The following is a 22,430-nucleotide window of genomic DNA, read 5'->3' as shown; positions in this document are numbered from 1 at the left end:
CGTTTCCCCCCGCTCACACGGGGCGGGCACGGGGCTCGCCGTGAATGCGCGGGGCAACCCGACCAATTCATTAACTCACCCATTACTCCCGCACATTTCGCGGGGTTACGGGGTTGAGATGGAAAAGCCCAATCACTCAAAGGGAAAAACCAGCCCCGTTTTCCCCCGTTCGTGCGGGGCGGACACGGGGCGCGGTGGGATTTTTACGGGATCGGACCGGGTAGCGACCGGGGCGGCCATCTGCTCACTCACCTTTCCCGCGTTGTCATCGTGCCGGGCCAGCCAGGCCAAGGCGCGATGAGCAACGACCACTTCAATCGCCAAGCCAGAGACGGGGATTAGACATCCTTCCCACTGTGAAGGAGGTCTTTGCCGTGTCTAACCAGCTCATATGTTGAGGAGCGAACCATGAACGAAACACCTACCCGATTTAAATTCACCAATCGGCGGATTGCCGATCTGCCCCCTAACCCCGATGACGCTCGCAGTACCGAAGCGGAGTATTCAGATACCGACGTGACCGGTCTGCGCTGTCTGGTTGGCAAAGGGGAGGGGCGTCGCAAATTCCTGCTGCGTTATCAGATACATGGGCGCAAGCGGGCCATTGCCCTGGGGCACTATCCCGCGTTGGATGTCAGCGCGGCTCGCAAGCTCGCGCTCGACTACAAACGCAAGATCGCCGAAGGCATTGACCCGCAACAGGCCAAGGAGGACAAGCGCAACCAGAAGACCCTGAGCAATTTGTTTCAGGAGGACTATCTCCCCTATCTGCAATCACGAAATCGCAGTTGGAAAACGGATGAACATCGCTTCCGTAATCACCTACGGCCAATCTTCGGCAATCTGATCCCGGAAGAGATCACCGTCACCCGCATCCAGAACATGCAACAGATGTTGCTCAAGCGCCTCACCCCGGCCACCTGCAATCGAGTATTAGCATTGCTCAAGGCCATCATGACCTGGGCGGCCCGTGCCGGACTGATCAAGGACAATCCCGCAGCCCTGGTGTCGTTACTGCGAGAGAACAATCGACGCGAACGCTACTTCACCCCAGATGAAATCCGCCGCCTGTTCCGGGCTGCCGATCAGCATGAGAGTTTCTATACCGGTCAGTACGTCAAGATGTTGCTGCTCACCGGCTTGCGACGGGCCGAGCTGGCAAGGGCCAAATGGCAGCACTACAACAAGGAGGACAAGACCCTATACATTCCCCACACCAAGAACGGCCATAGCCGTGTGTTGCACCTGAACCATATGGCGGTGGAGCTGTTGAACTACTTACCGGTGACAGAGGGAAATCCCTACCTGTTTCCAGGCAAGCGGCAAGGGCAGCCATTGCAAAATCCCACCAAGGGTTTTCAGCGGATGCTGGCGCGGGCTGGTATAGATAAGGAGGGAGTCTGCCTGCACACCTGTCGCCATTCGGTTGCGGCGCTGATTGTCTCCAACGGTGGCACCTTGTTTGATGTGCAATCCCAGCTCGGACACCGGAGCAGTCAGACATCACTGCGTTATGCTCACCTGCATAACACTCGGATGCAGCAGACCAGCCAGAAAATAGCCAACTGCATCCATGATGCCCTGACCAGCTCAGTGCCATCCAAGCCGCAGCCGCTTCCCGAAGAGGGCGAGTGGGTTCAGGCCAGCTAGATATGTCGGTATCTCATCCAGCGGTGAGATACCGATATCACCGTTTAGCCGCCCGAGGCGCGGTGTTAGCCCGTCCTCCTCACCAACAGCGACAACCTACCCTGACCGGCCTTCCCGGCCCGCTCAATAACGTCTCCTTCACAGATAACAAAATCCAATATCTGATCACACCACTTATCGCAGGATCACACAGACGACTAAGTAAAATACTTAGGGCATTACTTCTCTATATTGGATTCATGTTGCAAAATATATCCACTGAGAGTCAGAAGACAAAGAGCCTATGTGAACACGGATCGGATGCCTTAACGATATGATATTTCTAGTGAAATGTAGAGCTACAAAAAAGCAGACTTGAAGTTGAAGTTGAAGTTGAAGTTGAAGTTGAAGTTGAAGTTGAAGTTGAAGTTTAGTCATGATAGCTATGTCTAACGTTAACAAAACACATTCAATGGTAGATACCGTACATAGTCTTCACCGAAAAGTAATCAGGACCTATAGAGGGGGTGGTCAACGAACTTACGGATAGATGGCTAGTTACTGTATAGTAAATTATCAAAATTTTACCGACTACTGGGCTTCATATGAACAAGAAAGAAAAAATCAACAAATACGCGACACAACTAATTAGTGAGCTTAATCCTAGATTAGGCTCCGACATTCAGGTAAACATTGTTATTTACACCCCCAAATCCAATGGGGGGGTTGTAGAGGTCAAACTTGACCGAACGAATAAAAAAGAAATCAAGAAGATTAAATTCGACCAATCTTACTCTAATGTAAATAACATCCTTAATAAAATCCCTCAGAAATTTATATCCGGTGATTTAGGAAACATTAAGTTCTCAGGCACTAATATATCTTTGGAAGACAACCGCATCCTTGTAATTAAGGGTGATGATGAACACTGGTCTGAATCAGATGCTAAAAAAGATATAAATTCAGTATTTCACGCAAAGGTAAAGTGATATGACAGACTTTGCGAAGAATTTAAAGGCCCTTGGCCAAGCCAGTGAAGCCATACAAAAAATAGAAGGTCAAGTAAAGGATAGCAATTTCGATTGGTCACTCCTATTTCCAGAGAAAAAACAACTTCACTTGGGTTGGTTAATAGGCTCTGTAATTACATTTATTTTATTTTGCGCAGTGTCAATCTATCTTAACACAAAAAACCAAAGTTTGTTTCTAGCTGTTTTTGGTGCTTGTTTTCTTTGCGCTGCATGGGTTGGTGTTTGTGTACATTTGAGATTTGAGAGCAATACAGTAAGTTTAGGTTTGGCCTTTTTCCTGGTAATTATAACTCTGATTTCAAATAGAATAATCACCCCAGAGCAAGGAGCCATGAAAATAATGACACAAATATCCGACAGTGCTAAAAATGAAAAAAGCAATAATTGATGTTGGATTCCTCCCGGCACTCCAAGACATTCATTAAACAATTATCAAAAGCACACCCAGTGCCGGGGTGGATCTATATAATCTGATGTTGACAATATAGCAGTCATGATCAGCAGGTCTTCACGCCCGGTATTGATTCTAAGCAACCCAGCAGCACTTTCTTGGTCCTATCAACCTCTCCTACCGGGTCTTTCTGGCCCGCTCAATCGCTTCTCGCCGGTTGATAACAAAACCCCTCTATTGATGACAAAAACCCATCGCCGATGATGGGTTTTGCGAAAAACTGCCTGCAATCCAATTCGTCACGCCGTGTCGCGGCCTGTTTGGATAATCCGCGACACGGTTATCCCCCTTCTGTGATGGTATGCACGAACACGACAAGATTGCTCAGCGCCTCGGTATGCTCCTCACCCGCCTGTACAGCGGTGAGAAGCTGCACCTGAGTGATTTGGCCACCGAGTACAACGTCACCGTGCGCACCCTGCAGCGGGATTTCAATCAACGTCTCAGTTATCTACCGATAGAGCATCGCAACCAGCAATACTGGCTGGATCCTGGGTTCCTCAATCACAAGAACGACGGAAAGCTGCGAAAGCTGGCCGAGCAGTTGGGTATCACCGACCTGTTCCCCCGCGCCAGTGAACATCGTCTGGGACAGTTGCTGGAAAGAGGCACCCCAAGCCTCTTCGCTATCAAGGGATTCGACGCCCAGTCCACCGACTCACTGAGCCACCAGATACCGGTATTAGAGCAGGCCCTGACCCAGCATCTGCAATGCTGGCTCATCACCAAAGACCAGCGCAAGCAACTGTTTAGCCCCTATCAGCTCGTCAACTACAAGGGCACCTGGCACTTGGTCGGCGTCAGCGAGGGGCGCTTGCAAGCCTATCCGCTGAGCAACATCGCACTGGTTGAGCTATCGCAACAGACCTTTACCCGTGATGCGCTGATTCAGCGGCAAATAGAAACCGATCCGACACTCTGGCGCTCCGGCATGATCGAGGTGCTCCTCAAGGCCAGTGCCGCCATCGCCATCAACTTTCAGCATCGCCCGTTGTTGCCCGAGCAGGAGATTGTCAAAACCCTGGATGACGGTGCGCTGTTATTGAGCAGTCGCGTACTCGATGCCAATCAGATTCTGCCTGTCATCAAATCCTGGATGCCGGGGCTCACCGTGATCTCGCCCGGATTTATCCATGAGCAGATCGTCCGCGATTTGCGCCATTTATTGACCCTGATGAGTCAGGATCCGCCCTGACCCATTTGTGACAAAGATCCCAGTTTATACATCTGGCGACAGCGCCTGACATGCCGCGACACCACCTGTCGCCGCTGTTTCACATTGTCGTCAACCATCCCGCAGTCGATATCCAAGGAGTCATGCATGAACACCATCAGCCTGCAAAAAGTGTCCGACAACACTCTTTGCTCCACCAGTCCCTATGAGCAACTCTTCGAGCATGTCGCTGCTCATTTGCAAGCCCAGGGCGGCACGTTAAAAACCATCGAGCGCACCCAAGGCAGGATCGAAGCCGCATGGAAATATGGCTTTAACCCTTTCGGTATGCGTATCACCGTGAATTTCGCCTCTCAAGGCAATGAGACCATCCAGCTCACCCTCAATGGCTCGTTTGTCGATGCCATCGATACCTTCGGCGCCGCCAAGAAGAAAGCCCGAGCCATAACGGATGAGCTGCTGAAGCCTATCGATATCGCAGCATGGCCGATTAAAGAGGTGGCAACATCCTCCCAGCCCCCCTCTACCGCGACCACTCCCCCGCAGGCACAGCTAAACGGCGCAAACACCGTTGCGCACCGTGGCAAGCGCAAGGGGCTCACCGCTGTGTTCGCATTCTTGGGCGGCGGCATTGGTCTGCATAAGTTCTACACCGGAAACTGGGGCTGGGGGCTTATCTATCTCGCACTCTGCACCACCGGCCTTCCCCTGATCTTGTCCGTGATCGAGTTCATCCGTGTTTTGTGCCTGACGCAGGAGGAGTTTGACCGTCGCTATAACTACCGCCCCATATCCGCGTTTTCATGGGTGTGGTGAGGAGTGCCTTCCATGAAGATGAAAATGGCCGCTGGTTTACTGATGCTCTGCTCGACAGGCGCTCAGGCCGGTTTGCTCAGCCTGCTGGATGTGGCAACCCTCAAGGAAAGCGAGCTGGAGATGTGCCCGAACATCTCCGTCGAGAAGATGGTCAACAGCTTTTTCGAAGACCCCGAGTGGACCGGCGGGAAAGCGGCGGATGGTCGGAAATTGGTGAATGTCAGCGGCACCATCACCTATGCCAGTCAGCCCGCACGGGCCATGGTGCAGGTCTGGATGCAAGACGATGGTTTTTCTGTGGAGGCGCTGGAGATTAACGGACGACCACAGCCAGAGGGGATGCTGGATCTTCTGCTAGAGAAAATGTGCCAGAGCGCCAGAGGTACCGACCATACAGGAGATCCACAGCAACAAGCAGTCGAGCTGCCGTTCACGGGAACTCGGTACTTCAACTTCGGAGGTGAAAATGGGATTCAACAATCCATCACTATCGCCCCCAATGGACGCGTCACATTGAGATCCCATGGTGCGACCGCTGTCTCCGTCGATTATCAGGGCATGTATGAAAACCCACTGCTGACCCCGGCGGGTAACTACCGCGTCCATGCCGACAAGATATATGTCACCGACGAAGGCGGAGACTTCCCCGATCCATCAGAGTGCGAAGTCATCGTGTGCGAGACAGAACTGTCTGCACCTTGATGCACTGAAGCCGAAACAAACGAAAAGTTCGGTGAATAGAAACTCATAAATCAGAGGCTAATCAACATTTTATAGCCGTACACCGAGATAAAATTATCACGATGATAACGGACCATGCTCTGGGCGTTATCGCATACCAATAATAAACGGGAAACTAACAATGAAGAAAACCCCCTTGGCCATGATGTTGATGGCTACGTTGTCAGGCTGTGGCGGTGGTGGTAGCGACGGTGGAAACACGGATAGTCCAACCCCACCGAGTGCCTCCTTGGCGATGTCAGGAAAGGCGATTGATGGATACATTCAAGGCGCGACCGTCTATCTCGATCTCAATTTCAACCGTCAGTGGGATGATGGTGAACCCAAGACAACCACCAATGATGCCGGTGATTATCGGTTGGAGCTGCCGGAAGACCTGCAAACCTGCGCTCAATACGCCCCCTTGGTGGTCGATGTACCGGTGGATGCCGTGGACCTGGATCTTGGCCCGGTGACAGAAGCCTATCAAATGGTCCTTCCTCCCACCTTTGCCCCCATCACCAAGGATGAGGTCTACCATGTGACGCCGCTGACCACGGTGCTATGGAGCAGTGTAGAAAGTGAGCTGGCAGCCCAATCACAGACGACTTGCCAGAGCGTCATGGCGAACCGGCAAAAGCAGGAACAGTTGATCGCCTCGATGAAGCAGGCCGTCAGCCTTGTTGTCAGTCACTACAACATCTCCGAGCAGAAGTTGTATACGGACTTCATCGCCAACGGTGATAGCGAGACAGGCACGCTGGCCCAGGAGATCGTACGCGGCTTGCAGCAGTCCTTCACCGAGACAGAAACCTTGAAACGGGAACACCCGGACGCCAAGTTTGTCTATGTCGATTACCACAAGGGGGATAACCGCGATAAGGACAATGCTTACCCGGATGCTTGGTATCGTGAAACCCTGTTGCACCGGGGGACTCAAAGTAGCGCCGAGCTGGTGAAGGTGAGCGATGATTTCACACAAGTCATCAAGACCATCATCTATGGCGAAGAGCGCCAAGTGGTAGGCAATAACTACACCTACACAACCCGCTACGATTTTGAGTCGCGCAATGGGGATAACACCCCCTATAGCTGCGATATCAAGGAAACCCTCTCGACCCGCTCAAACGATAAGACGTACTCACTGGTAAATCTGGCCGATGCATCGGCAGAGAACTTCAACGACTGTGCTCCTGACGATATGGCAGCAGCGATCACCCACCGTTACGCCGTCATCAGCTACAACGCCAACGATCTGAGCTACGTCACCCAGTTCACCTATAACCGACAGGCGGGCGCATTCAGCTTCCTGAACGACTGGGTCGGTCTGGAAGGCCAGCTATCTACCCTGAATATGGGTGAGTTCACTTCGGCTCTTGAAGCCCTCCCCTATCAGTATGACGAACCATCCCAAGATCCTGATGCGGCCAGCTGGGTCAAGAACATGACGGCCAGTGAAAATGGCAATACCATCAAAACCAGCTACAACAGCAGCGGCCTCTATCAGAAGCAGACAACCTATGCGGACGGTACTCATAGCCTGGAATGTGGCACGGACGGGGTAAACTGGGGAGCCTGTCAGTAATCCGGCACCATAGAGCGGAAAAACGCAGAGGTCAGGGCCAGTCGGCACAGGCCTCTTTTTTTAGACCGTTCGATAACACCTGCGGATCTGCGAAGAGACCGGCTGGGATCATGCCAGTGCGCAGCATCGGTACCTTCCCCCACGGCGAGACACCCGTATCGCGGTTTAGCGACCCAATGAGCCGCTTTGGCCTCACCTCCCTCCAAACCTTCACAACAAGATCATCCTGGCCTTCTCGGCCTTCTGAAACGATCCTCCCTCCTTCTGGCTGCAGCATCGGTCAATCACCCCACGATTGACAATCTTCGCAGTTTCGATCAGCCACACTACCACCACGGCAATCAGCCACGAATCCCATGAAGCAAAGAGGGCCAGTTTGCACAGCCCCCCTTTCATCTTTTAGAACTTTTCGACTTCCATTGATATTTCTGAAATGTCTTGTGAGAACTCAACCATTACGCTTCCCGTCTCGCTCGTAACGCTGCGGGTAAAGCTCGGAGTAGGAGATTCAGATGCCGCTGATGCATCAGTCTCGCACACTTCACCTTCGTTCGAGATCGGCGAATCTGGACCCGGTAGGGGAGGCAGACCCGGGGGCAAAAGCCGAATTCTTAGGCCAGCGCCAGCAAGGCCGGATGCCAGAGATGCTCTCCCTCACAATAGGCATCCCGCTCCCGGATAATGGTGCTGGCGTTATCGAATAACACCTCCTCGAAGAAATGACAAACCTCGCGCAACCCGGTTAACCAGGCATCGTTGCGCTCATGTTCAAAGAAGCAGACATAGCTGGACCGACTAAATCCCAGGGTGGCGACAAAGGCCTTCAGGGGCCGGTTGCCTCGGCGAATAATGGTGAAGTCGACCTGCATCTGCTGACCGGGTACCGTTTAAAAACGGACGACCGGACTCGGCGAGTCATGGCGCAGGGGTGATAGCAAGGCCTTGAGCTGGGAGAGCCCACCGCAGTAGCCACGCTCACGCAGTTTCTTATAAGCACTATCGCGGGTATCCAATAAGGCTTGGCAGCTTGGATGCGCGCTTGCAGATAGGGTTTGAAAGGGCCCAGCTTGGTCGGGCGAGAAGCCCGGTAGGGATAGGTTGGCAGACCCGGGTTGTGCAGATATTTGCGCACGGTGTTATGGGACACCCTCAACCGCTAGGCGATAGCCCGGATGCTCATGCCTTGACGGGTCAACACTCCGATTTCCAGTGATAACACCAGGGTCAATATAGGGGCGGCTCAAAAACTGCGAGATTGGCCCAGGTGGGTCAACATTGCTTCGGCGTTAGTGGGTCATTTTTACCTCAGCGGTAACACCTGAAGGCATCTCCTGGATCAAGTAGCCAGTAATACGAGTATCATTTTCAGAGAATTACTCCCAGGGTAATCCTTGTTCCCAGCTTTCAACAAGCAGATCAATAAAGGCGCGAATTCGCGGGGATAAGTGCCTTTTGCTGGGATAAATGACCCGAATAGGTTCAGGAGGGAAAGGGTATTTCTCAAGCACAGGTATCAATTTACCGCTACGCAAATCTTCACCAAGCAAATAGGTCGGTAAGTGAACGATACCAAATCCAGAAATAGCCGATTCCCGCATGGCTTCCGAACTGTCGAGGTTAAGCCGACCAGGTCCTTCATAAACAAAAGTGCCTTCCGGGGTCGCAAACCGCCAACTGCGTCTCTTTTCTGCACTCAGAAGAAAGATCGTGTCATGTTCTGTTAAGTCTGCGGGTGTTTCTGGAATGCCTCGGGAAGCTAAATACTCGGGTGATGCACAAGTGACAATATGTTGCGAAGCAATGGTTCGTGTAAGAATGCGTGAGTCATCGCGAGGTTCACCTATGCGAATGGCAACATCAAAGCCTTCTTCTATCAGGTCAACAAACCTGTCGCTAAAGGACACCTCGGCACGAAGTTCCGGCCACTTTTTCAGATAAATATCCAGTATGGGAAGGATATGTCGCTGCCCAAAAGAAAGCGGCGCACTCAGCCGGAGAGTCCCCGTTGGTTTAACCCTGCGCATGGCCATGGTTGCATCGACCTCCTCGAGGTCATCGAGTATCTGGCGGCAACGTTCAAACATGACTCTGCCCTCATCGGTGAGACTCAGACTCCGGGTGGTACGGTTAAGTAGACGAACCCCCATACGTGTTTCGAGCCTGACAATACTTTTACCAATGGCAGAACGTGAGAGCCCAAGGGAACTCGCGGCGTGGGTGTAACTCCCGGCTTTTGCAGCAGCGACAAATGCTGCGATGTCACCAATGCTGTTGAGCTCCATACTTTATTTTTCTCATCTAATACGGGCGTTAACGTACCCTGATATGGGAATCACATTCCCCAAATGTTTATATAAAATAGGCTTCCGTTCTATTTTGAAGCAAATGTAAAAGGAAGACTAATGTTGAATCAACAAACCAAACAAGCCGTAAAAGAATGGTCAGAAAGTCTGGCCGGTCTGGGGCCAATCCTTACGGGTGAGGATACCGTAACACCTATGAGTGAGGTGCGTGAGGCCTATACCCGTATGCTGGCTAAAAATCCTGCACCTGCCGGTGTGAGTTTTACTGAGGTCGACATGGGGGGGGTGCCGGGAACACTAGTGACTCCCGACAACCTTGAAACCGATGCAATCGTTATGTACATCCACGGAGGGGCCTATATTGTCGGCGAACCGGCCGGCTATCACGGTATTGGTGGCAACTACGCCAGCATGCTGGGCGCACGGGTTTACATGCCGGATTACCGTCTGGCGCCGGAGTACCCTTTCCCTACACCGGTTACCGATACTGTTCGTGCGTATGAGTGGTTGATTGAACAGGGCTTTGACGCCAGCAAAATAATGCTGGCAGGCGAGTCTGCGGGCGGCGCGATGGTTGTTACCGTTATGGTTGCTGCACGCAACAAGGGCCTTCCGCTCCCAGCCGGCGGTGTTTCTATTTCCCCATGGGCCAACCTTGAGCACACTGGCGTCTCCATGACCAACAGGAAAGGCCTTGACCCTCTGAACACCAAAGCCGGTCTGGATTTTCTGGCACGCACCTTCCTCGGCGATGCATTGCCTAATCATCCAATGGCATCACCAGTGTTTGCCGATGTGACGGGCCTGCCGCCGGTTCTGGTTCAGATTGGCGAGAATGAACTAATGTTGAGCGACGCGATGCGGCTCGCGACTCATCTGGGTGATAACCGGGTTCGCGTAAATCTGGAAGTCTGGCCGGGCATGTGCCACGCTTGGCATTTCTTCTCCACGCTGCAGCCAGAAGCGGTGCAAGCTCTGGAGAGTTCTGTCGTCTTTATGAAGCACGCTCTGCGGGATGCAGCGAAGTAATCATTAATGATGAACTCATGTACAGGATCTTTAGCGGCAACCAATTGAAATAGATATAAAAAAGGCTTCGTTTGTGATCTGATTTTATCGCCAAACAAAATCAACACGCGCGAAGCCTATAACCATTATCACCGCCAATCACTATCTGGAGCAACTCCTGGCTCCCGCCGTACTCGAGCGCATTGCTCGGCTCTGCAAGTTTTGCCTGCGTCAGCGCGCCATTACCCCGCCATGCTCGTCCCTGCACTGCTGCGCGCCATGGGGAGCGACCAGGTCAATGACATTGCCGGCTTGCACCATCATTTCAATGTCTTGCAACTGACGAAAGCCCATCAGGTTTCCTACAAACCATTTCACAATCAGCAGCGCAAAGAGAGCTTTGCCCTGTTTATGAAAGCGCTGGTCGAACGGGCCATCGCCTTGCGGATCCAGCCTCAACTGAAATCGGTCTCCCTCGGCGCGTTCAAGCAGGTGTTATTGTACGATGGCACCTCCTTTGCGGTGCACCGACGCCTGGCTGCTGACTTTCCCGGCCGGTTAAAGACCATTAGCCCGGCGGCTATCGAGTGTCATATGACCATGTCTTTGTCGGAGCAGAGCCCGCTGTGCATGAGTCTGTCTGCCGATACCTCAGGAGAACGGCAATTTCTGCCTGAGGCCCACACGCTGGGCAACTGCCTGCTGCTGGCTGACGCAGGTTACATTGACAGGGCTTGGTTCGAACAGGTGAACGACGCCGGCGGATTTTATCTGGTCCGGGGCACGAAAAGCCTGAACCCCAAGATTATCCAAGCCTGGCGCGGTGATGGACGGGAAGTGCCAAAGTTGGCAGGGCTGTCACTGAAAGAGGCCGGGCGGCGACGCTGTCGGGCCGAGGTGCTGGATATGGTGGTGAAGTCCGGCAAGGTGGAGTACCGGTTGATCCGGCGCTGGTTTGCCGAGGAAAAGCGGTTCTGTCTGTGGATGACGAACCTGCCGCGAGCGGCATGGTCAGCAGAGCAGGTGAATCCCTCTGGGTTTTCTAGACACTATGTTGCTGAAAATGGATGGTATGAATCGCAGTCTGGAATGCGATACTGATGGCATAAACTGGGGGTCTGTCATTAGTCCAACTCCATTGCGCGGAAAACACAGAGGTCAGGGCCGGTCGGCACTGGCCTCCTTTTTTGGACCGTTCGACAACACCAGCTGATCTGCAAAGAGACCGGCTGGGAGCACGCCAATGCGCAGCATCGGTACCTTCCCTCACGGCGAGACACCCGTATCGCCGTTTAGCGGCTCAATGAGCCGTTTTGGCCTCACCGCCCTCCAAACCTACACAACAAGATCATCCTGGCCTTCTCGGCCTTCTGAAACGATCCTCCCTCCTTCTGGCTGTAGCATCGGTCAACCACCCCATGACTGACAGTATTCGCAGCCCTGAGTATCCGTGCAGCGACCACGGCAATTTGCCACCGGATCCCACAAAGCAAGGGGGCCAGTTCGCACTGGCCCCCTTTCATCTTTTAGAAATTTTCGACATCTACCGGTATCTCTGACATGTCTGGTGAGGACTCAACCATCACGCACCCCGTCTCGCTCGTCGCGCTGCGGGTGAAACTCGGAGCGGGAGGTTCGGATACCGCTGATGACTCCGTCTCGCACACCTCACCATCGTTTGAGGGCTGCGAGGGAAGCCAATCACCACCACTAAACAACTTGTTCAAGTCGAACGAATAGCACGGTACATCTGCATCGCCTATGGTGAAGTTTTTGGCATAGCGATCTTTTGCATATCGTTCAATATAGTTGTTTTCATACAACCACTTAACAACTTTTCGGTGGCTTACCACTTGGTCATCAAAGATGGCCTTACGAATGTAACATCTACCTTTTTCGGTGAACCCCCAGACATCTCTTGTCACGAGAGCAATCCGTCCTTGATGCAGTTTATGTTGGTTCTTGGCCACCTTACCCATAAACTGCAATGCCTCTCTGGTGACATCATCCATGATGCCGTCCATCGACATGAGCCACCGTCGAAAGCATACCAAAGCTGCATTATCCACATACGCCACATCAAACGGCAGAATACCTAACTCAACGGCCAATCGCCCCGCTGCCATGCCGTTTGCGAAGCAGCCAGCACCACGATCAGAAAGAGACGGAGGGGTTTCTAATCCCGAGCGACTCATCAGCCAATCTTGGCACTCTTCACGCTTAGCAGCAAAGATGGCTGCTAAATCAGCAGGGGTGTCGATGTGGGGCATATTCACCAGCGCCTGAATATATGCAGGCATCGCCGTACCGTAGTACTGAGAAGCTGCGGTTTTTAGGCCATTCACCCGGCGACGAGTCAGCTCAAGGCTCTCACCCGCCAGCGCGACATCCTCCGCCGTCATCTCAATATCAATCACTCTGACAAAAATCCCTCCCTTGGTGCCCTCCTTGCTCCGCTCAAGCTTCTCCCTCATGGACTCTTCCCCCGAAGAAAGACCGCAAACCACAGAACTTAATGGGCTCCTATCGCATGTTCCATGAATGTTACCACGCAGTCTGGACTGCCCTCCGGTCGCCGCATAGACGTACTGAAGTAGATCGCGGCTAGACAACGAACCAACCTCATCCAGACAGATGCCAATGCCAGTCCGTTGCTGAAACTTGGCGATAAGCCCAACCAACGTTGCATCCCATTTCACGATGGCCGTTGCCGGTCCACCACTCGGATCCGATGCAACGCCCGACACGCTTTGCCCCACTTGTAGAAGGGTCGTTTTGCCACAAGAACTTGCACCATAGAAGTGAAAAATCATGGTCCCTGTATTTGATAACTTCATGAATACATTGGATAGATTTGCCATGATTGCAAAGAGCATGGTTCGTGACTCTTTGACAGGCAACGCAATGTTCTCTTGCCACTCCTGCAGCGTTCCTTTCGAGTGGATAGCGTCATGCTCACCAGGAGCGGACAGCAGCTCGTGCTGAGGACCACTATAGCCCGCTTTGTAAATTGACCGCCCTACCCAGACATAGCAGGGATGTTCGCTAACAAACCCCGCTTGCAGATGCTGATGGGCCACGCTGATATCTTGGATACTGATGCTGGCGGACATATATGACAGCAGCCCCTCTTCCCGTGCACCTGGGCATTCAATCCCCGCTCGGTATAGCGCAGCCCTCACTGTTTTGTAGTCCTGAATCACTCTATCGAATAATAAGTCGATGCGCTGGCATTGCTTCCGCTCATCCAGATACATGAAACGAACGCCACTAACGGCTGCACTGTCAGCTCGGAGTATTGATACCGGCAGCAATGGCTTACCTAGAATTGTCTTTGGCTTGCCATGATCGCTAGCCAATTTCCCCCACGGGGACATCGCAAAGCCATCAGGAATAGCTATCGAATGAACCGGTTTTTTCATCTCCGGCTCAGACCTGGAAAGCACCACACCATCTGGGTCACACACAGTCCCATCAGAGGCAACCGAGCAACGCCCCTCCCTGTACAGCGTGCATTCTGCTAAACATCGATCCAGCATAAGAAGTTCACGCCGAACGAAAAGCTCATATTGAGTCTCTCCATCAGGGTATGGCTGACAACATTCGTGCTGTTCGGACAATGGGCTCACAGCATCGGGGGCAATATTCGCTCGATGAGTTTCATCATGGGACACGTCAAGGCTCGTGTTTTCCAACAGTAGCGGCTGCGATTCAAGAGCGACCGTAGGGATCGATTCTGGCGCAGATGCCTCCTGGCTAGGACGCGTCGGTCTACGTACCTGATTGGGTGGATGACGGAGAAAACGTTTTAGAGTGCCATCACTATTTTTTAATGGTTCATGCATAATTCTCTATGGGGGAGTCTCCCTCCCCCATCTCCTAAAGTTGGTTAGCAGGTGAGGTTGGGGAGGCTCCATACGGAGTGAAGTGCGTCGACGGCCTTGACCAGCGTCTTATCGTGGTAGCGGGCGTATCGCTCGGTCATCCTCGGCGAGCTATGGCCTAGGACTTTTTGCAGTACATCAAGCGAACAGCCCTTGTTCAGCAGTGAGGTAGCGACTGAATGTCTCGCGTCGTGGATGCGTACCCCCGATAGTCCGCAATCATTGCAGACTCGGTACCAATACCGACGTGGTTCTGAAATTGGAGAGACACCGTCCTGGCCTCGAAACAGCAGACCAGTCGTGCCATGGCGCTGGAGTTGAAGTCGAATTAACTCCAGCGCGAATTGATTAAGCGGTATTAGCCTTTCCCGACCAGACTTACTGGTAGGTAGGTACGCTATTTGTCGATTGAGATCGCAATCTTGCAGCTTTAGAGCTCTTGCCTCTCCCATCCGGGAGCCAGTTGCAAACAGGAAGAGCAACATACGAGCCTTTTCCTCGTCTATGTCTTCCATCAAGCGAGCGACCAGCTTATTGACTGCCTCATCGGGTAAGCCTTTGGGAGGCAGGACAGGCTCGTATTTGGTGGGGATTCCTGCTGCGGGAGACGAAGGGAGAACTCCATGCTCAACAGCATGCGTCATTATGGCCTTGCACTGCGCCAGATAACGGTTCCAAGTAGCAACAGAGCATGTGTCGGATAGTTGAGTCAGAAAGTCCTCAAAATCGGCGCGAGTGATCTGATTCAACGGCTTATGCCCGAGAACCGCTACTATTGGCTTGACTCTCGATTCAATCGTTCTGGGATAGCGATGAGTGATATGCACATCCGGTAAATACCGTTCATGTACATACGTCGCCAGCGGCAATAGCGCACGGTATCGCAGCCTGAATCCTTCCGGATTGGAATAACAATCAGCCAGTAGTCGTCGCGCATTATCACGAATGGCTGTTAATCCAACCGCAGCCACACAACCGAGTCCGATTGAGTAACGCTCGCACAGATGCGAAAAACAAAGACGTGCATATGAACGACCGGATTCATATGTAATCACTTTGAGCTGTGGGATCTTCTTATCAGTTACCTGTGTTTGTTTACGATTTCTTAGAGTGCCGTCCACTCCACGAGATGTTGTTTTCTGCACCTTGGCAGTCGAAGTCGTTAGTTGCTCTTTCACAACTCCCCCTTTGATACGAACAGCCGGGATTACCGGGTCGTGGGAAGCTTACTTGTAAAACGAAAGATGACAACTCGACCAAAAACACCAAAAGCATTGATATTTAATGATTTTTATCATGTGTGAAAACTCAAAACGCCGTCATAGACTGCCGATTCAGAGGCAAATTTCAGATCCCGCTCTGGAGACCGACTTTCTGAATCTCGTGACAAACTCTCCTGATTTGCTGGGGGATCGTGATTTGCCACCCCGAAAAAGCTTGTCGATTGAGCCCTTTTGTAAGGTGTAACCAAGATTCTATTTTGTGATTTTGGTCACAATAAATTTTAGTTCCCCCGCCGAAACACCATCACTTCTCTTCTTCACAGGGACGCTGAGGAGCCGACGACCGGAGGTACAGAGGCAGCGACACAGCAAACCCTGTCTGGTCAATTTCTGGTAACTTTTCAGCGCACAAAAAACATGCAGGTTAGTTCACCCGTTTTTTGACAAAAAATGGGCTCACTTGTTGGAGGCTCGGGATGGGTGAGAGAGCGAAAAGGTAATTCTATAAAGGGAAAAAACCTCGATAGAAGCACCTGCCGACAACCGGATCCCGGTGTGGAGTCAGGGGCTCCTTGCACAGTATCTCGCCACTTGGTTCACTCTATGCAAAAACGGGCCAAAAACTGGGGTTGCAAGGTTGACACCCTAATCCAGAAAGGGTTTAATGCGCGCCGTTGCCCAGATAGCTCAGTCGGTAGAGCAGGGGATTGAAAATCCCCGTGTCGGCGGTTCGATTCCGTCTCTGGGCACCAATAATTCCTCCTTAGTTCAGTCGGTAGAACGGCGGACTGTTAATCCGTATGTCGCTGGTTCAAGTCCAGCAGGAGGAGCCAAATTCGAAAGGCCCGCTCATCTGAGCGGGCCTTTCTGCATCTCCCCTTCCCGAAATGTCATCCCCTAATAGCGATTCTCGTCGCCGTGCCAGACATGTCCGGCGGAACATGCCCGGGCGACCTCGTGACAAGGATCATCGGCATGACAGCGGAAGAAATGCTGATCTTGTTGCAGCAGAAGCGAACTCATCGAGTGGCTGATACCGGCCAGAGCCTCGCCAGCGGTCAATCCTGCAACCCGGTGATCTGTGGCCAAATGAGCCAGAACTCTTTCACGACTATTCATGATCGCCTCCCTCTGTGGATCCCGTCGTAAATTGACCATAGCAGCAGGTATCTGACTACCGCAAACCCGCGCCAGCAAAGGGCTCCAGGCCGGTCCATCGCTGCCGGGAAAGGGGGACAAATGAAAAGGCCCACCCTGTCGGATGGGCCTTTCATGGCTGTCAGCCGCCGTTACAAGCCGCCAGCAACAGGGTCGCCCCGCAGGTGGCGCTGAATACCAGCAACCCCGCCTGCAGCACACCCTCAGGATCCGTCTCTTTTCTTCTCTTTCTGAACCTTATCCATCGCGGCTTCATCGAGCCCACCTCATCCTGTTGTGTCCAGCTCCCCTGCCCTCCTCGGCAGGCCGCTCATCTTGATCCCAGTTCAGTTCAAGGTCAATCGGTCCGCAACAATAAAGCGGCCGGGCACTTGGGAGAGGGCCTCGTCATAGGTCCGCTCATTATCGGGAAAACCGGCGTGACCCGTCTGCGAGCCGGGGCTATGATGAGGCCGACGATTTCCGATCCCAGGGAGACCCCAGATGAGCAGCCCCTTGCACTATGTGCTGGATGGCATCCATTGCGAGCCACACTTCTTCACCGTGCCCCTCGACCACCAGAAACCGGATGACGAGGAGAGCATCACCCTGTTTGGCCGCACTCTCTGTCGCCAGGACAGGCTGGACGATGAGCTGCCCTGGCTGCTCTATCTGCAGGGGGGGCCGGGCTTTGGCGCGCCGCGCCCGACCGCGAGCGGCGGCTGGATAAAGCGGGCCTTGCAGGAGTTTCGGGTACTGCTGCTCGATCAGCGCGGCACAGGCCACTCCACCCCCATCAGCGCCGAGGCGCTGGCAGGGCTCACCCCAAGGGAGCAGGCCGATTACCTCAGTCATTTTCGCGCCGACAGCATAGTGCGGGACGCCGAATATGTTCGCGAGACCCTGAGCCCGGATCGGCCCTGGAGCCTGCTGGGCCAGAGCTTCGGCGGCTTTTGCAGCCTCACCTATCTCTCCCTGTTCCCGGACAGCCTGCACGAGGTCTACCTCACCGGCGGCGTGGCCCCCATAGGTCGCAGCGCAGACGAGGTCTACCGCGCCACCTATCAGCGGGTGGCGGACAAGAACCGCGCCTTCTTCGCCCGCTTCCCCCATGCCCAGGCCATCGCCAACCGGCTGGCAACTCACCTGCACCGCCACGATGTGCGCCTGCCCAACGGCCAGCGCCTGACGGTGGAGCAGTTGCAGCAGCAGGGGCTGGATCTCGGCGCCAGCGGCGCCTTCGAGGAGCTCTACTACCTGCTGGAGGACGCCTTCGTCGGCGAGCGGATCAACCCCGCCTTCCTCTACAAGGTGCAGACCATGCAGCCGTTCAACACCAATCCGGTGTTCGCCATATTGCATGAGGCCATCTACGCCGAAGGGGCCGCCAGCAACTGGGCGGCCGAGCGGGTCAGAGGGGAGTTCCCGGCCCTGGCCTGGGCGCCTGGCAAGGATTTCGCCTTCACCGGCGAGATGATCTTCCCCTGGATGTTCGAGCAGTTCCGCGAGCTGATGCCGCTCAAGGAGGCCGCCCACCTGCTGGCCAAGAAGGCCGATTGGGGCCCCCTCTACGACCAGGCGCAACTGGCCCGAAACCGGGTGCCTGTGGCCTGCGCCGTCTATGCCGAGGACATGTACGTGGAGTTCGACTACAGCCGCGATACCCTCAGGGGCCTTGGCAGCAGCCGCGCCTGGATCACCAACGAGTACGAGCACAACGGCCTGAGAGTCGACGGCGAGCAGATCCTGGACAGACTCATCCGCTTGAACCGGGGCTGCTGATCCCCCGCGGGCGACGCGCCCAGCCATAAAAAGAATATCGAGGGCGGCCCATGAGCCGCCCCGCCCTGTCGGAAGCAACACAAAACAACAAGGACACCCTTTGGATCATCCGGAAATCTCGGCCGGCTGGCTGAGCCGCCTCTTCTATCACTGGACGGGCCCGCTGCAACGCAAGGGGCTGACCGAGCCCCAGGTCGGTCTCGACGATCTCTACCCCCTGCTGCCGGAAGACAGGCGCGACGAGCGGGCCGACGTCTTCCTCGCGCTCACCGCCGCTGCGCCGGTGCGCCCCTGGCCCATAATGGCCTTTATCTGGCGTCACTACCGCCGCCGCATCGGCCTGCTCACCCTGTTACAGCTGATCGGCATGCTGGCCACCCTGGCCAGTCCCTGGCTGCTCAACCACAGCATGACCCAGCTCGGCACCGGGGCCAGCACAGGCCACAAGCTGCTGCTCGCCTTCGCCCTGTTTGCCTCTGTGCTCGCCGCCGGCATGCTGGCGGAGCACTCCCTGCAGCTGGCACTCAAGATGCACGTCCCCATTCGCCGCCTGCTGGCCGAGTCCCTGCTCGCCAAGGTGATGAAGCTCGGCGGCAAGAGCTTCGATGACAGGGCCGGCGGCCGGGTGCAGAACCTCATCAACCGGGACGTGTGGGACATTACTTGGATTCTTGCGGACCCCGCCATGCCGCTCACCATGGCGCTGCAACTGGCGGGCACCATAGCCCTGCTGGTATGGCAGGTGGGCAGCGCCGGCCTGGTGGGCTTTGCGGTGCTCACCCTGCTGCTGCTGCTCTCCACCCGGGTGGTGCGCCGCATGAACCAGCAGGAGCAGCAGCTCAAGCGCCAGCAGGACGAGCGTAACGGCATACTGGCCGAATACATCAAGAAGCTGCGGCTGGTGCGCCAGAACGGCCTTGGCGCCTTCTTCACCAAGGCGGCCAACGCCAAGCGCCAGCAGGAGCTGGGGGTGCTAGGGCGGGTGCTCAAGCTCGATGCCATCAACAGCTTCCTGATGATGAGCACCCCGCTGCTGGTGACCCTGGCCACCTTCACTACCTATCTGGCCTCGGGCCAGAGCCTGACCCTGCCCCAGGTGTTCACTACCATAGCCCTGTTCGCCGTGCTGCGGATCCCCATGATGCGGCTGCCTTACCTCATCCGTACCCTGATCAACTTCAATACCGGTTTCAACCGGCTGTGCGAGTTTCTGAGCAGCCCGGAGCAGCACAGGGATCTCACCGACACCAGCCTGCCCGTCGGCAGCCTGGTGCTGGAAGAGGTCACAGCCCTTCACCAGCAAAAACCTGTACTGCAAGAGGTCAGCCTCAGCATACAACCGGGGGAGCTGGTGGGGATCACAGGGGCGACCGGGGCGGGCAAGAGCTGCCTGCTGCACCTGGTCGCCGGTTTTGACAATGGCTTTGAGGGGGCTATCCGTCGCAATGGCCGGGTCGCGCACCTCGGCCACAAGCCCTGGCTGATGAACGACAGCATCCGCAACAACATTCTGTTCGGCCAGCCCTGGCACGAGGATCGCTACCAGTGGGTGCTCGGTGCCTGCGCCCTCACCACGGATCTTGGGCTGCTGAGCCACGGGGATCAGACGCTAGTGGGGGAGCTTGGCACCCGCCTCTCCGGCGGCCAGCAGCAGCGGGTCGCCCTGGCCCGCGCCCTCTATGCAGAGGCCGACATCCTGCTGCTGGACAACCCTTTGTCGGCGCTGGACCCCATGGTCTCGGCCCAGGTGCTGGAGCAGGGGCTCGCCTTCAAGCCGGGGCCGACCCGGCTGCTGGTGAGCCACGATCCGGACGTGCTGGCCCACTGCGATCGGGTGATCCGCATCGAGCAGGGCCGCCTGGTGGAGCTCGGCGCCCACCAGCTGGCGGATCTCATCCAGCACCCGCAACCCACTCCCCTGGTGGCGCCCCAGGAGGCGGAGCTGTTCAGCGAGGAGAAGGTGGTGGAGGGCAAGGTGGACTGGGGACTGTTTGGCTTCATGTGGCAGCGCCTGGCCGCCCCCGGCGCCATCCTGATCGCCCTGCTGCTCACGCTAGGTCAGGAGGGGCTGCGCATCGCCTCGGATCTCTGGCTCGGCGGCAAGGCCGAGGTGAGCGATGTGAGCACCCTGCTCGGCATCTATGTGCTGCTGGGGGCGGGCTCCCTCGTCTGCATCATGGTGGTGCGGGTCATCAACTACAAACTCGGCCTCAAGCTGGCCTGGACTCTGTTCGACGGCATGCTGGGCCGCATCAGCCGCGCCCCCATGGCCTTCTTCGACAAGGTGCCCCAGGGGCGCATCCTCAACCGCTTCGACCGGGATCTCGGGGAGGCTCAAGAGGTGCTGCTCTCCATGCTGATGGGACTGTTCGGCATGCTGGTCTCTGTGCTGCTGCAGGTGGTGGTCATCGGCATCAACATTCCCCTGCTGCTGCTCATCGCCCCCCTGGTGGGCTGGGCGCTCTACGTGCTGCAACGGCGCTACCGGGCGGTGCAGCTCAAGCTGCGGCGCCAGTCCTCGGTGCTGCGCTCCCCGCTTTATATCAGCATCAGCGAGACCATTCGCGGCGCCCCCGCCCTGCGTCTGGCCGGGGCCGAGCGCTTCGCCCTAGATCAGGTGCTGCATCACTATGACAACAACCTGCGCAGCTGGTACACCACCACCTCCATCAACCGCTGGCTTGGCATGCACCAGACCCTGCTTTCCGCCGCCCTGGTGGGAGCAGTGGCGCTGATGGTGGCCTTTGGCAACAGCCCGCTGCTGGGGGCCGTGGCCATCACCTACGCCTTCACCGCCTCGGCCATGCTCAACTCCCTGATCCGAACCTTCGCCGAAGTGGAGCAGGTGATGAATGCGGTGGAGCGGGTACGCGAATACAGCGAGATCGAGAGCGAGCGCCAGGAGGGAGAGGCCCTCGCCACTCCCCATCCGGCGGTGCGCTTCGACAACCTGGGGCTGCGCTACCCGGGCGCCAGCCAGTGGGCCCTGCACAGGGTCAACTTCGAGCTGGCTCCCGGCGAGAAGGTGGGGGTCTGTGGCCGCACAGGGGCAGGCAAGAGCTCCCTGCTCGGGGTGCTGCAGGCCATGTATCCAAGCTCCCAGGGGGAGATCTACTACAACGATCAGCCGCTGTCAGCGCTGGCGCCGGAGGCGGTGCGGGATCTCTACGACACCGTCTCCCAGATCCCCCTCACCTTCTTCGGCACCCTGCGCGCGAATCTCGCCCCCCTGAGCGAGCAGAGCGACGCCGCGCTGGAGCAGGCGCTGGCACGGGTGGGTCTGGCCGAGCGCTGCGCCGGTCGGCTGGACGAGGACCTCGACAGGCTGCAGCTCTCCGCCGGTGAGACCCAGCTGCTGGTGATCGCCCGCATCCTGCTGTCGCGCCGCCCCCTCATAGTGCTGGACGAGGCGACCTCGGATCTCAGCCACGGCGGCATGCGCAAGATGGCCGAGCTGCTCTATCGCTACCGGCCCGAGGCCAGCTATCTGGTGATAGCCCACCATCTGGAGCCGCTGCTGTCGGTGGACAAAGTCGTGGTGATGGAGGCTGGCACAGTAGTGGAGCAGGGATCCCCGGTCAGCCTGCTGGCCAATCCGGACTCCCGCTTCCACCAACTGTTTGCCGGTCAGGTGAACCGCCAGGTGGGGGAGCTGACGGGCTGAGATCGGCGTTGCCTCGCCGACGT

The 22,430-nt window shown here is 55.6% G+C and carries 14 protein-coding genes, 2 tRNA genes and 2 pseudogenes; 13 read left to right on the top strand and 5 right to left on the bottom strand.

Annotated elements, in window-relative coordinates; genetic code table 11:
* Positions 1-408 precede the first annotated feature (408 nt).
* The 7 genes from OC537_RS00305 to OC537_RS00275 all read left to right on the top strand — a co-directional run bounded on the left by OC537_RS00305 (position 409) and on the right by OC537_RS00275 (position 7,406).
* A complete protein-coding gene (locus OC537_RS00305) occupies positions 409-1,650 on the top strand; it encodes a tyrosine-type recombinase/integrase (RefSeq protein ID WP_262108343.1) in 1,242 nt (413 codons plus the stop codon).
* 584 nt (positions 1,651-2,234) lie between these two features.
* Positions 2,235-2,618, top strand: coding sequence for a hypothetical protein (locus tag OC537_RS00300; RefSeq protein WP_203762937.1), 384 nt, complete (start codon positions 2,235-2,237; stop codon positions 2,616-2,618).
* Between the two features lies 1 nt (position 2,619).
* Positions 2,620-3,048, top strand: a complete 429-nt coding sequence (locus tag OC537_RS00295) for a hypothetical protein (RefSeq protein ID WP_203762939.1) — start codon at positions 2,620-2,622, stop codon at positions 3,046-3,048.
* Between the two features lie 364 nt (positions 3,049-3,412).
* Positions 3,413-4,306, top strand: a complete 894-nt coding sequence (locus OC537_RS00290; RefSeq protein ID WP_262108336.1) for a helix-turn-helix transcriptional regulator — start codon at positions 3,413-3,415, stop codon at positions 4,304-4,306.
* Between the two features lie 126 nt (positions 4,307-4,432).
* Positions 4,433-5,101, top strand: a complete 669-nt coding sequence (locus OC537_RS00285) for a TM2 domain-containing protein (protein WP_262108333.1) — start codon at positions 4,433-4,435, stop codon at positions 5,099-5,101.
* Positions 5,102-5,113: 12 nt separating this feature from the next.
* The gene (locus tag OC537_RS00280; protein WP_262108331.1) at positions 5,114-5,803 is read left to right on the top strand and encodes a hypothetical protein; all 690 of its coding nucleotides are present in this window, start codon (positions 5,114-5,116) and stop codon (positions 5,801-5,803) included.
* A 160-nt stretch (positions 5,804-5,963) separates the two neighbouring features.
* Positions 5,964-7,406: a hypothetical protein gene (locus OC537_RS00275; RefSeq protein ID WP_262108329.1), complete on the top strand. Its 1,443-nt coding sequence runs from the start codon at positions 5,964-5,966 to the stop codon at positions 7,404-7,406.
* A 614-nt stretch (positions 7,407-8,020) separates the two neighbouring features.
* Here the strand turns inward: OC537_RS00275 and OC537_RS00270 are convergent.
* Positions 8,021-8,637: pseudogene (locus OC537_RS00270) on the bottom strand (helix-turn-helix domain-containing protein); the annotation flags it as partial.
* A 142-nt stretch (positions 8,638-8,779) separates the two neighbouring features.
* On the bottom strand, positions 8,780-9,688 hold the full coding sequence (locus tag OC537_RS00265; protein ID WP_262108327.1) for a LysR family transcriptional regulator: 909 nt from the start codon (positions 9,686-9,688) through the stop codon (positions 8,780-8,782).
* A gap of 120 nt (positions 9,689-9,808) precedes the next feature.
* Between OC537_RS00265 and OC537_RS00260 the strand changes: the two genes are divergently transcribed.
* Both OC537_RS00260 and OC537_RS00255 read left to right on the top strand, forming a co-directional pair.
* Positions 9,809-10,738, top strand: coding sequence for an alpha/beta hydrolase (locus OC537_RS00260; protein ID WP_262108325.1), 930 nt, complete (start codon positions 9,809-9,811; stop codon positions 10,736-10,738).
* Between the two features lie 118 nt (positions 10,739-10,856).
* Positions 10,857-11,743 (top strand): annotated as a pseudogene (locus OC537_RS00255) (IS4 family transposase); the annotation flags it as partial.
* 500 nt (positions 11,744-12,243) lie between these two features.
* Here the strand turns inward: OC537_RS00255 and OC537_RS00250 are convergent.
* Positions 12,244-14,139, bottom strand: a complete 1,896-nt coding sequence (locus OC537_RS00250) for a DUF927 domain-containing protein (protein ID WP_262108324.1) — start codon at positions 14,137-14,139, stop codon at positions 12,244-12,246.
* 467 nt (positions 14,140-14,606) lie between these two features.
* Positions 14,607-15,779, bottom strand: a complete 1,173-nt coding sequence (locus tag OC537_RS00245; RefSeq protein WP_128273992.1) for a tyrosine-type recombinase/integrase — start codon at positions 15,777-15,779, stop codon at positions 14,607-14,609.
* 721 nt (positions 15,780-16,500) lie between these two features.
* Between OC537_RS00245 and OC537_RS00240 the strand changes: the two genes are divergently transcribed.
* Together OC537_RS00240 and OC537_RS00235 are read left to right on the top strand one after the other, a co-directional pair.
* A tRNA-Phe gene (locus OC537_RS00240) sits at positions 16,501-16,576 on the top strand.
* Positions 16,577-16,581: 5 nt separating this feature from the next.
* A tRNA-Asn gene (locus tag OC537_RS00235) sits at positions 16,582-16,657 on the top strand.
* A gap of 64 nt (positions 16,658-16,721) precedes the next feature.
* On the opposite strand, the gene OC537_RS00230 is transcribed toward OC537_RS00235, so the two are convergent.
* Positions 16,722-16,943, bottom strand: a complete 222-nt coding sequence (locus OC537_RS00230) for a hypothetical protein (protein ID WP_106887714.1) — start codon at positions 16,941-16,943, stop codon at positions 16,722-16,724.
* Positions 16,944-17,465: 522 nt separating this feature from the next.
* On the opposite strand from OC537_RS00230, the gene OC537_RS00225 reads away from it, so the two are divergent.
* Both OC537_RS00225 and OC537_RS00220 read left to right on the top strand, forming a co-directional pair.
* A complete protein-coding gene (locus OC537_RS00225) occupies positions 17,466-18,743 on the top strand; it encodes an alpha/beta hydrolase (protein WP_262108318.1) in 1,278 nt (425 codons plus the stop codon).
* Positions 18,744-18,843: 100 nt separating this feature from the next.
* Positions 18,844-22,407 (top strand): ATP-binding cassette domain-containing protein, encoded by a 3,564-nt coding sequence (locus tag OC537_RS00220; RefSeq protein WP_262108316.1) that lies wholly within the window; start codon positions 18,844-18,846, stop codon positions 22,405-22,407.
* Positions 22,408-22,430: the final 23 nt, after the last annotated feature.

It is taken from the genome of Aeromonas sp. Marseille-Q5825 (genome assembly GCF_946892685.1).
Lineage (GTDB): Bacteria > Pseudomonadota > Gammaproteobacteria > Enterobacterales > Aeromonadaceae > Aeromonas > Aeromonas rivipollensis.
Note: the sequence above shows the minus strand (reverse complement) of the source record. Positions and strands in the feature narration are given on the sequence as shown.

Excerpts from the sequence above, each read along its gene's own strand:
- OC537_RS00230 (WP_106887714.1), bottom strand. The coding sequence starts at position 16,943 with ATGAATAGTCGTGAAAGAGTTCTGGCTCATTTGGCCACAGATCACCGG.
- OC537_RS00225 (WP_262108318.1), top strand. The coding sequence starts at position 17,466 with ATGAGCAGCCCCTTGCACTATGTGCTGGATGGCATCCATTGCGAGCCA.
- OC537_RS00290 (WP_262108336.1), top strand. The coding sequence starts at position 3,413 with ATGCACGAACACGACAAGATTGCTCAGCGCCTCGGTATGCTCCTCACC.
- OC537_RS00275 (WP_262108329.1), top strand. The coding sequence starts at position 5,964 with ATGAAGAAAACCCCCTTGGCCATGATGTTGATGGCTACGTTGTCAGGC.
- OC537_RS00295 (WP_203762939.1), top strand. The coding sequence starts at position 2,620 with ATGACAGACTTTGCGAAGAATTTAAAGGCCCTTGGCCAAGCCAGTGAA.
- OC537_RS00265 (WP_262108327.1), bottom strand. The coding sequence starts at position 9,688 with ATGGAGCTCAACAGCATTGGTGACATCGCAGCATTTGTCGCTGCTGCA.
- OC537_RS00300 (WP_203762937.1), top strand. The coding sequence starts at position 2,235 with ATGAACAAGAAAGAAAAAATCAACAAATACGCGACACAACTAATTAGT.
- OC537_RS00250 (WP_262108324.1), bottom strand. The coding sequence starts at position 14,139 with ATGAAAAAACCGGTTCATTCGATAGCTATTCCTGATGGCTTTGCGATG.
- OC537_RS00260 (WP_262108325.1), top strand. The coding sequence starts at position 9,809 with ATGTTGAATCAACAAACCAAACAAGCCGTAAAAGAATGGTCAGAAAGT.
- OC537_RS00280 (WP_262108331.1), top strand. The coding sequence starts at position 5,114 with ATGAAGATGAAAATGGCCGCTGGTTTACTGATGCTCTGCTCGACAGGC.
- OC537_RS00305 (WP_262108343.1), top strand. The coding sequence starts at position 409 with ATGAACGAAACACCTACCCGATTTAAATTCACCAATCGGCGGATTGCC.
- OC537_RS00285 (WP_262108333.1), top strand. The coding sequence starts at position 4,433 with ATGAACACCATCAGCCTGCAAAAAGTGTCCGACAACACTCTTTGCTCC.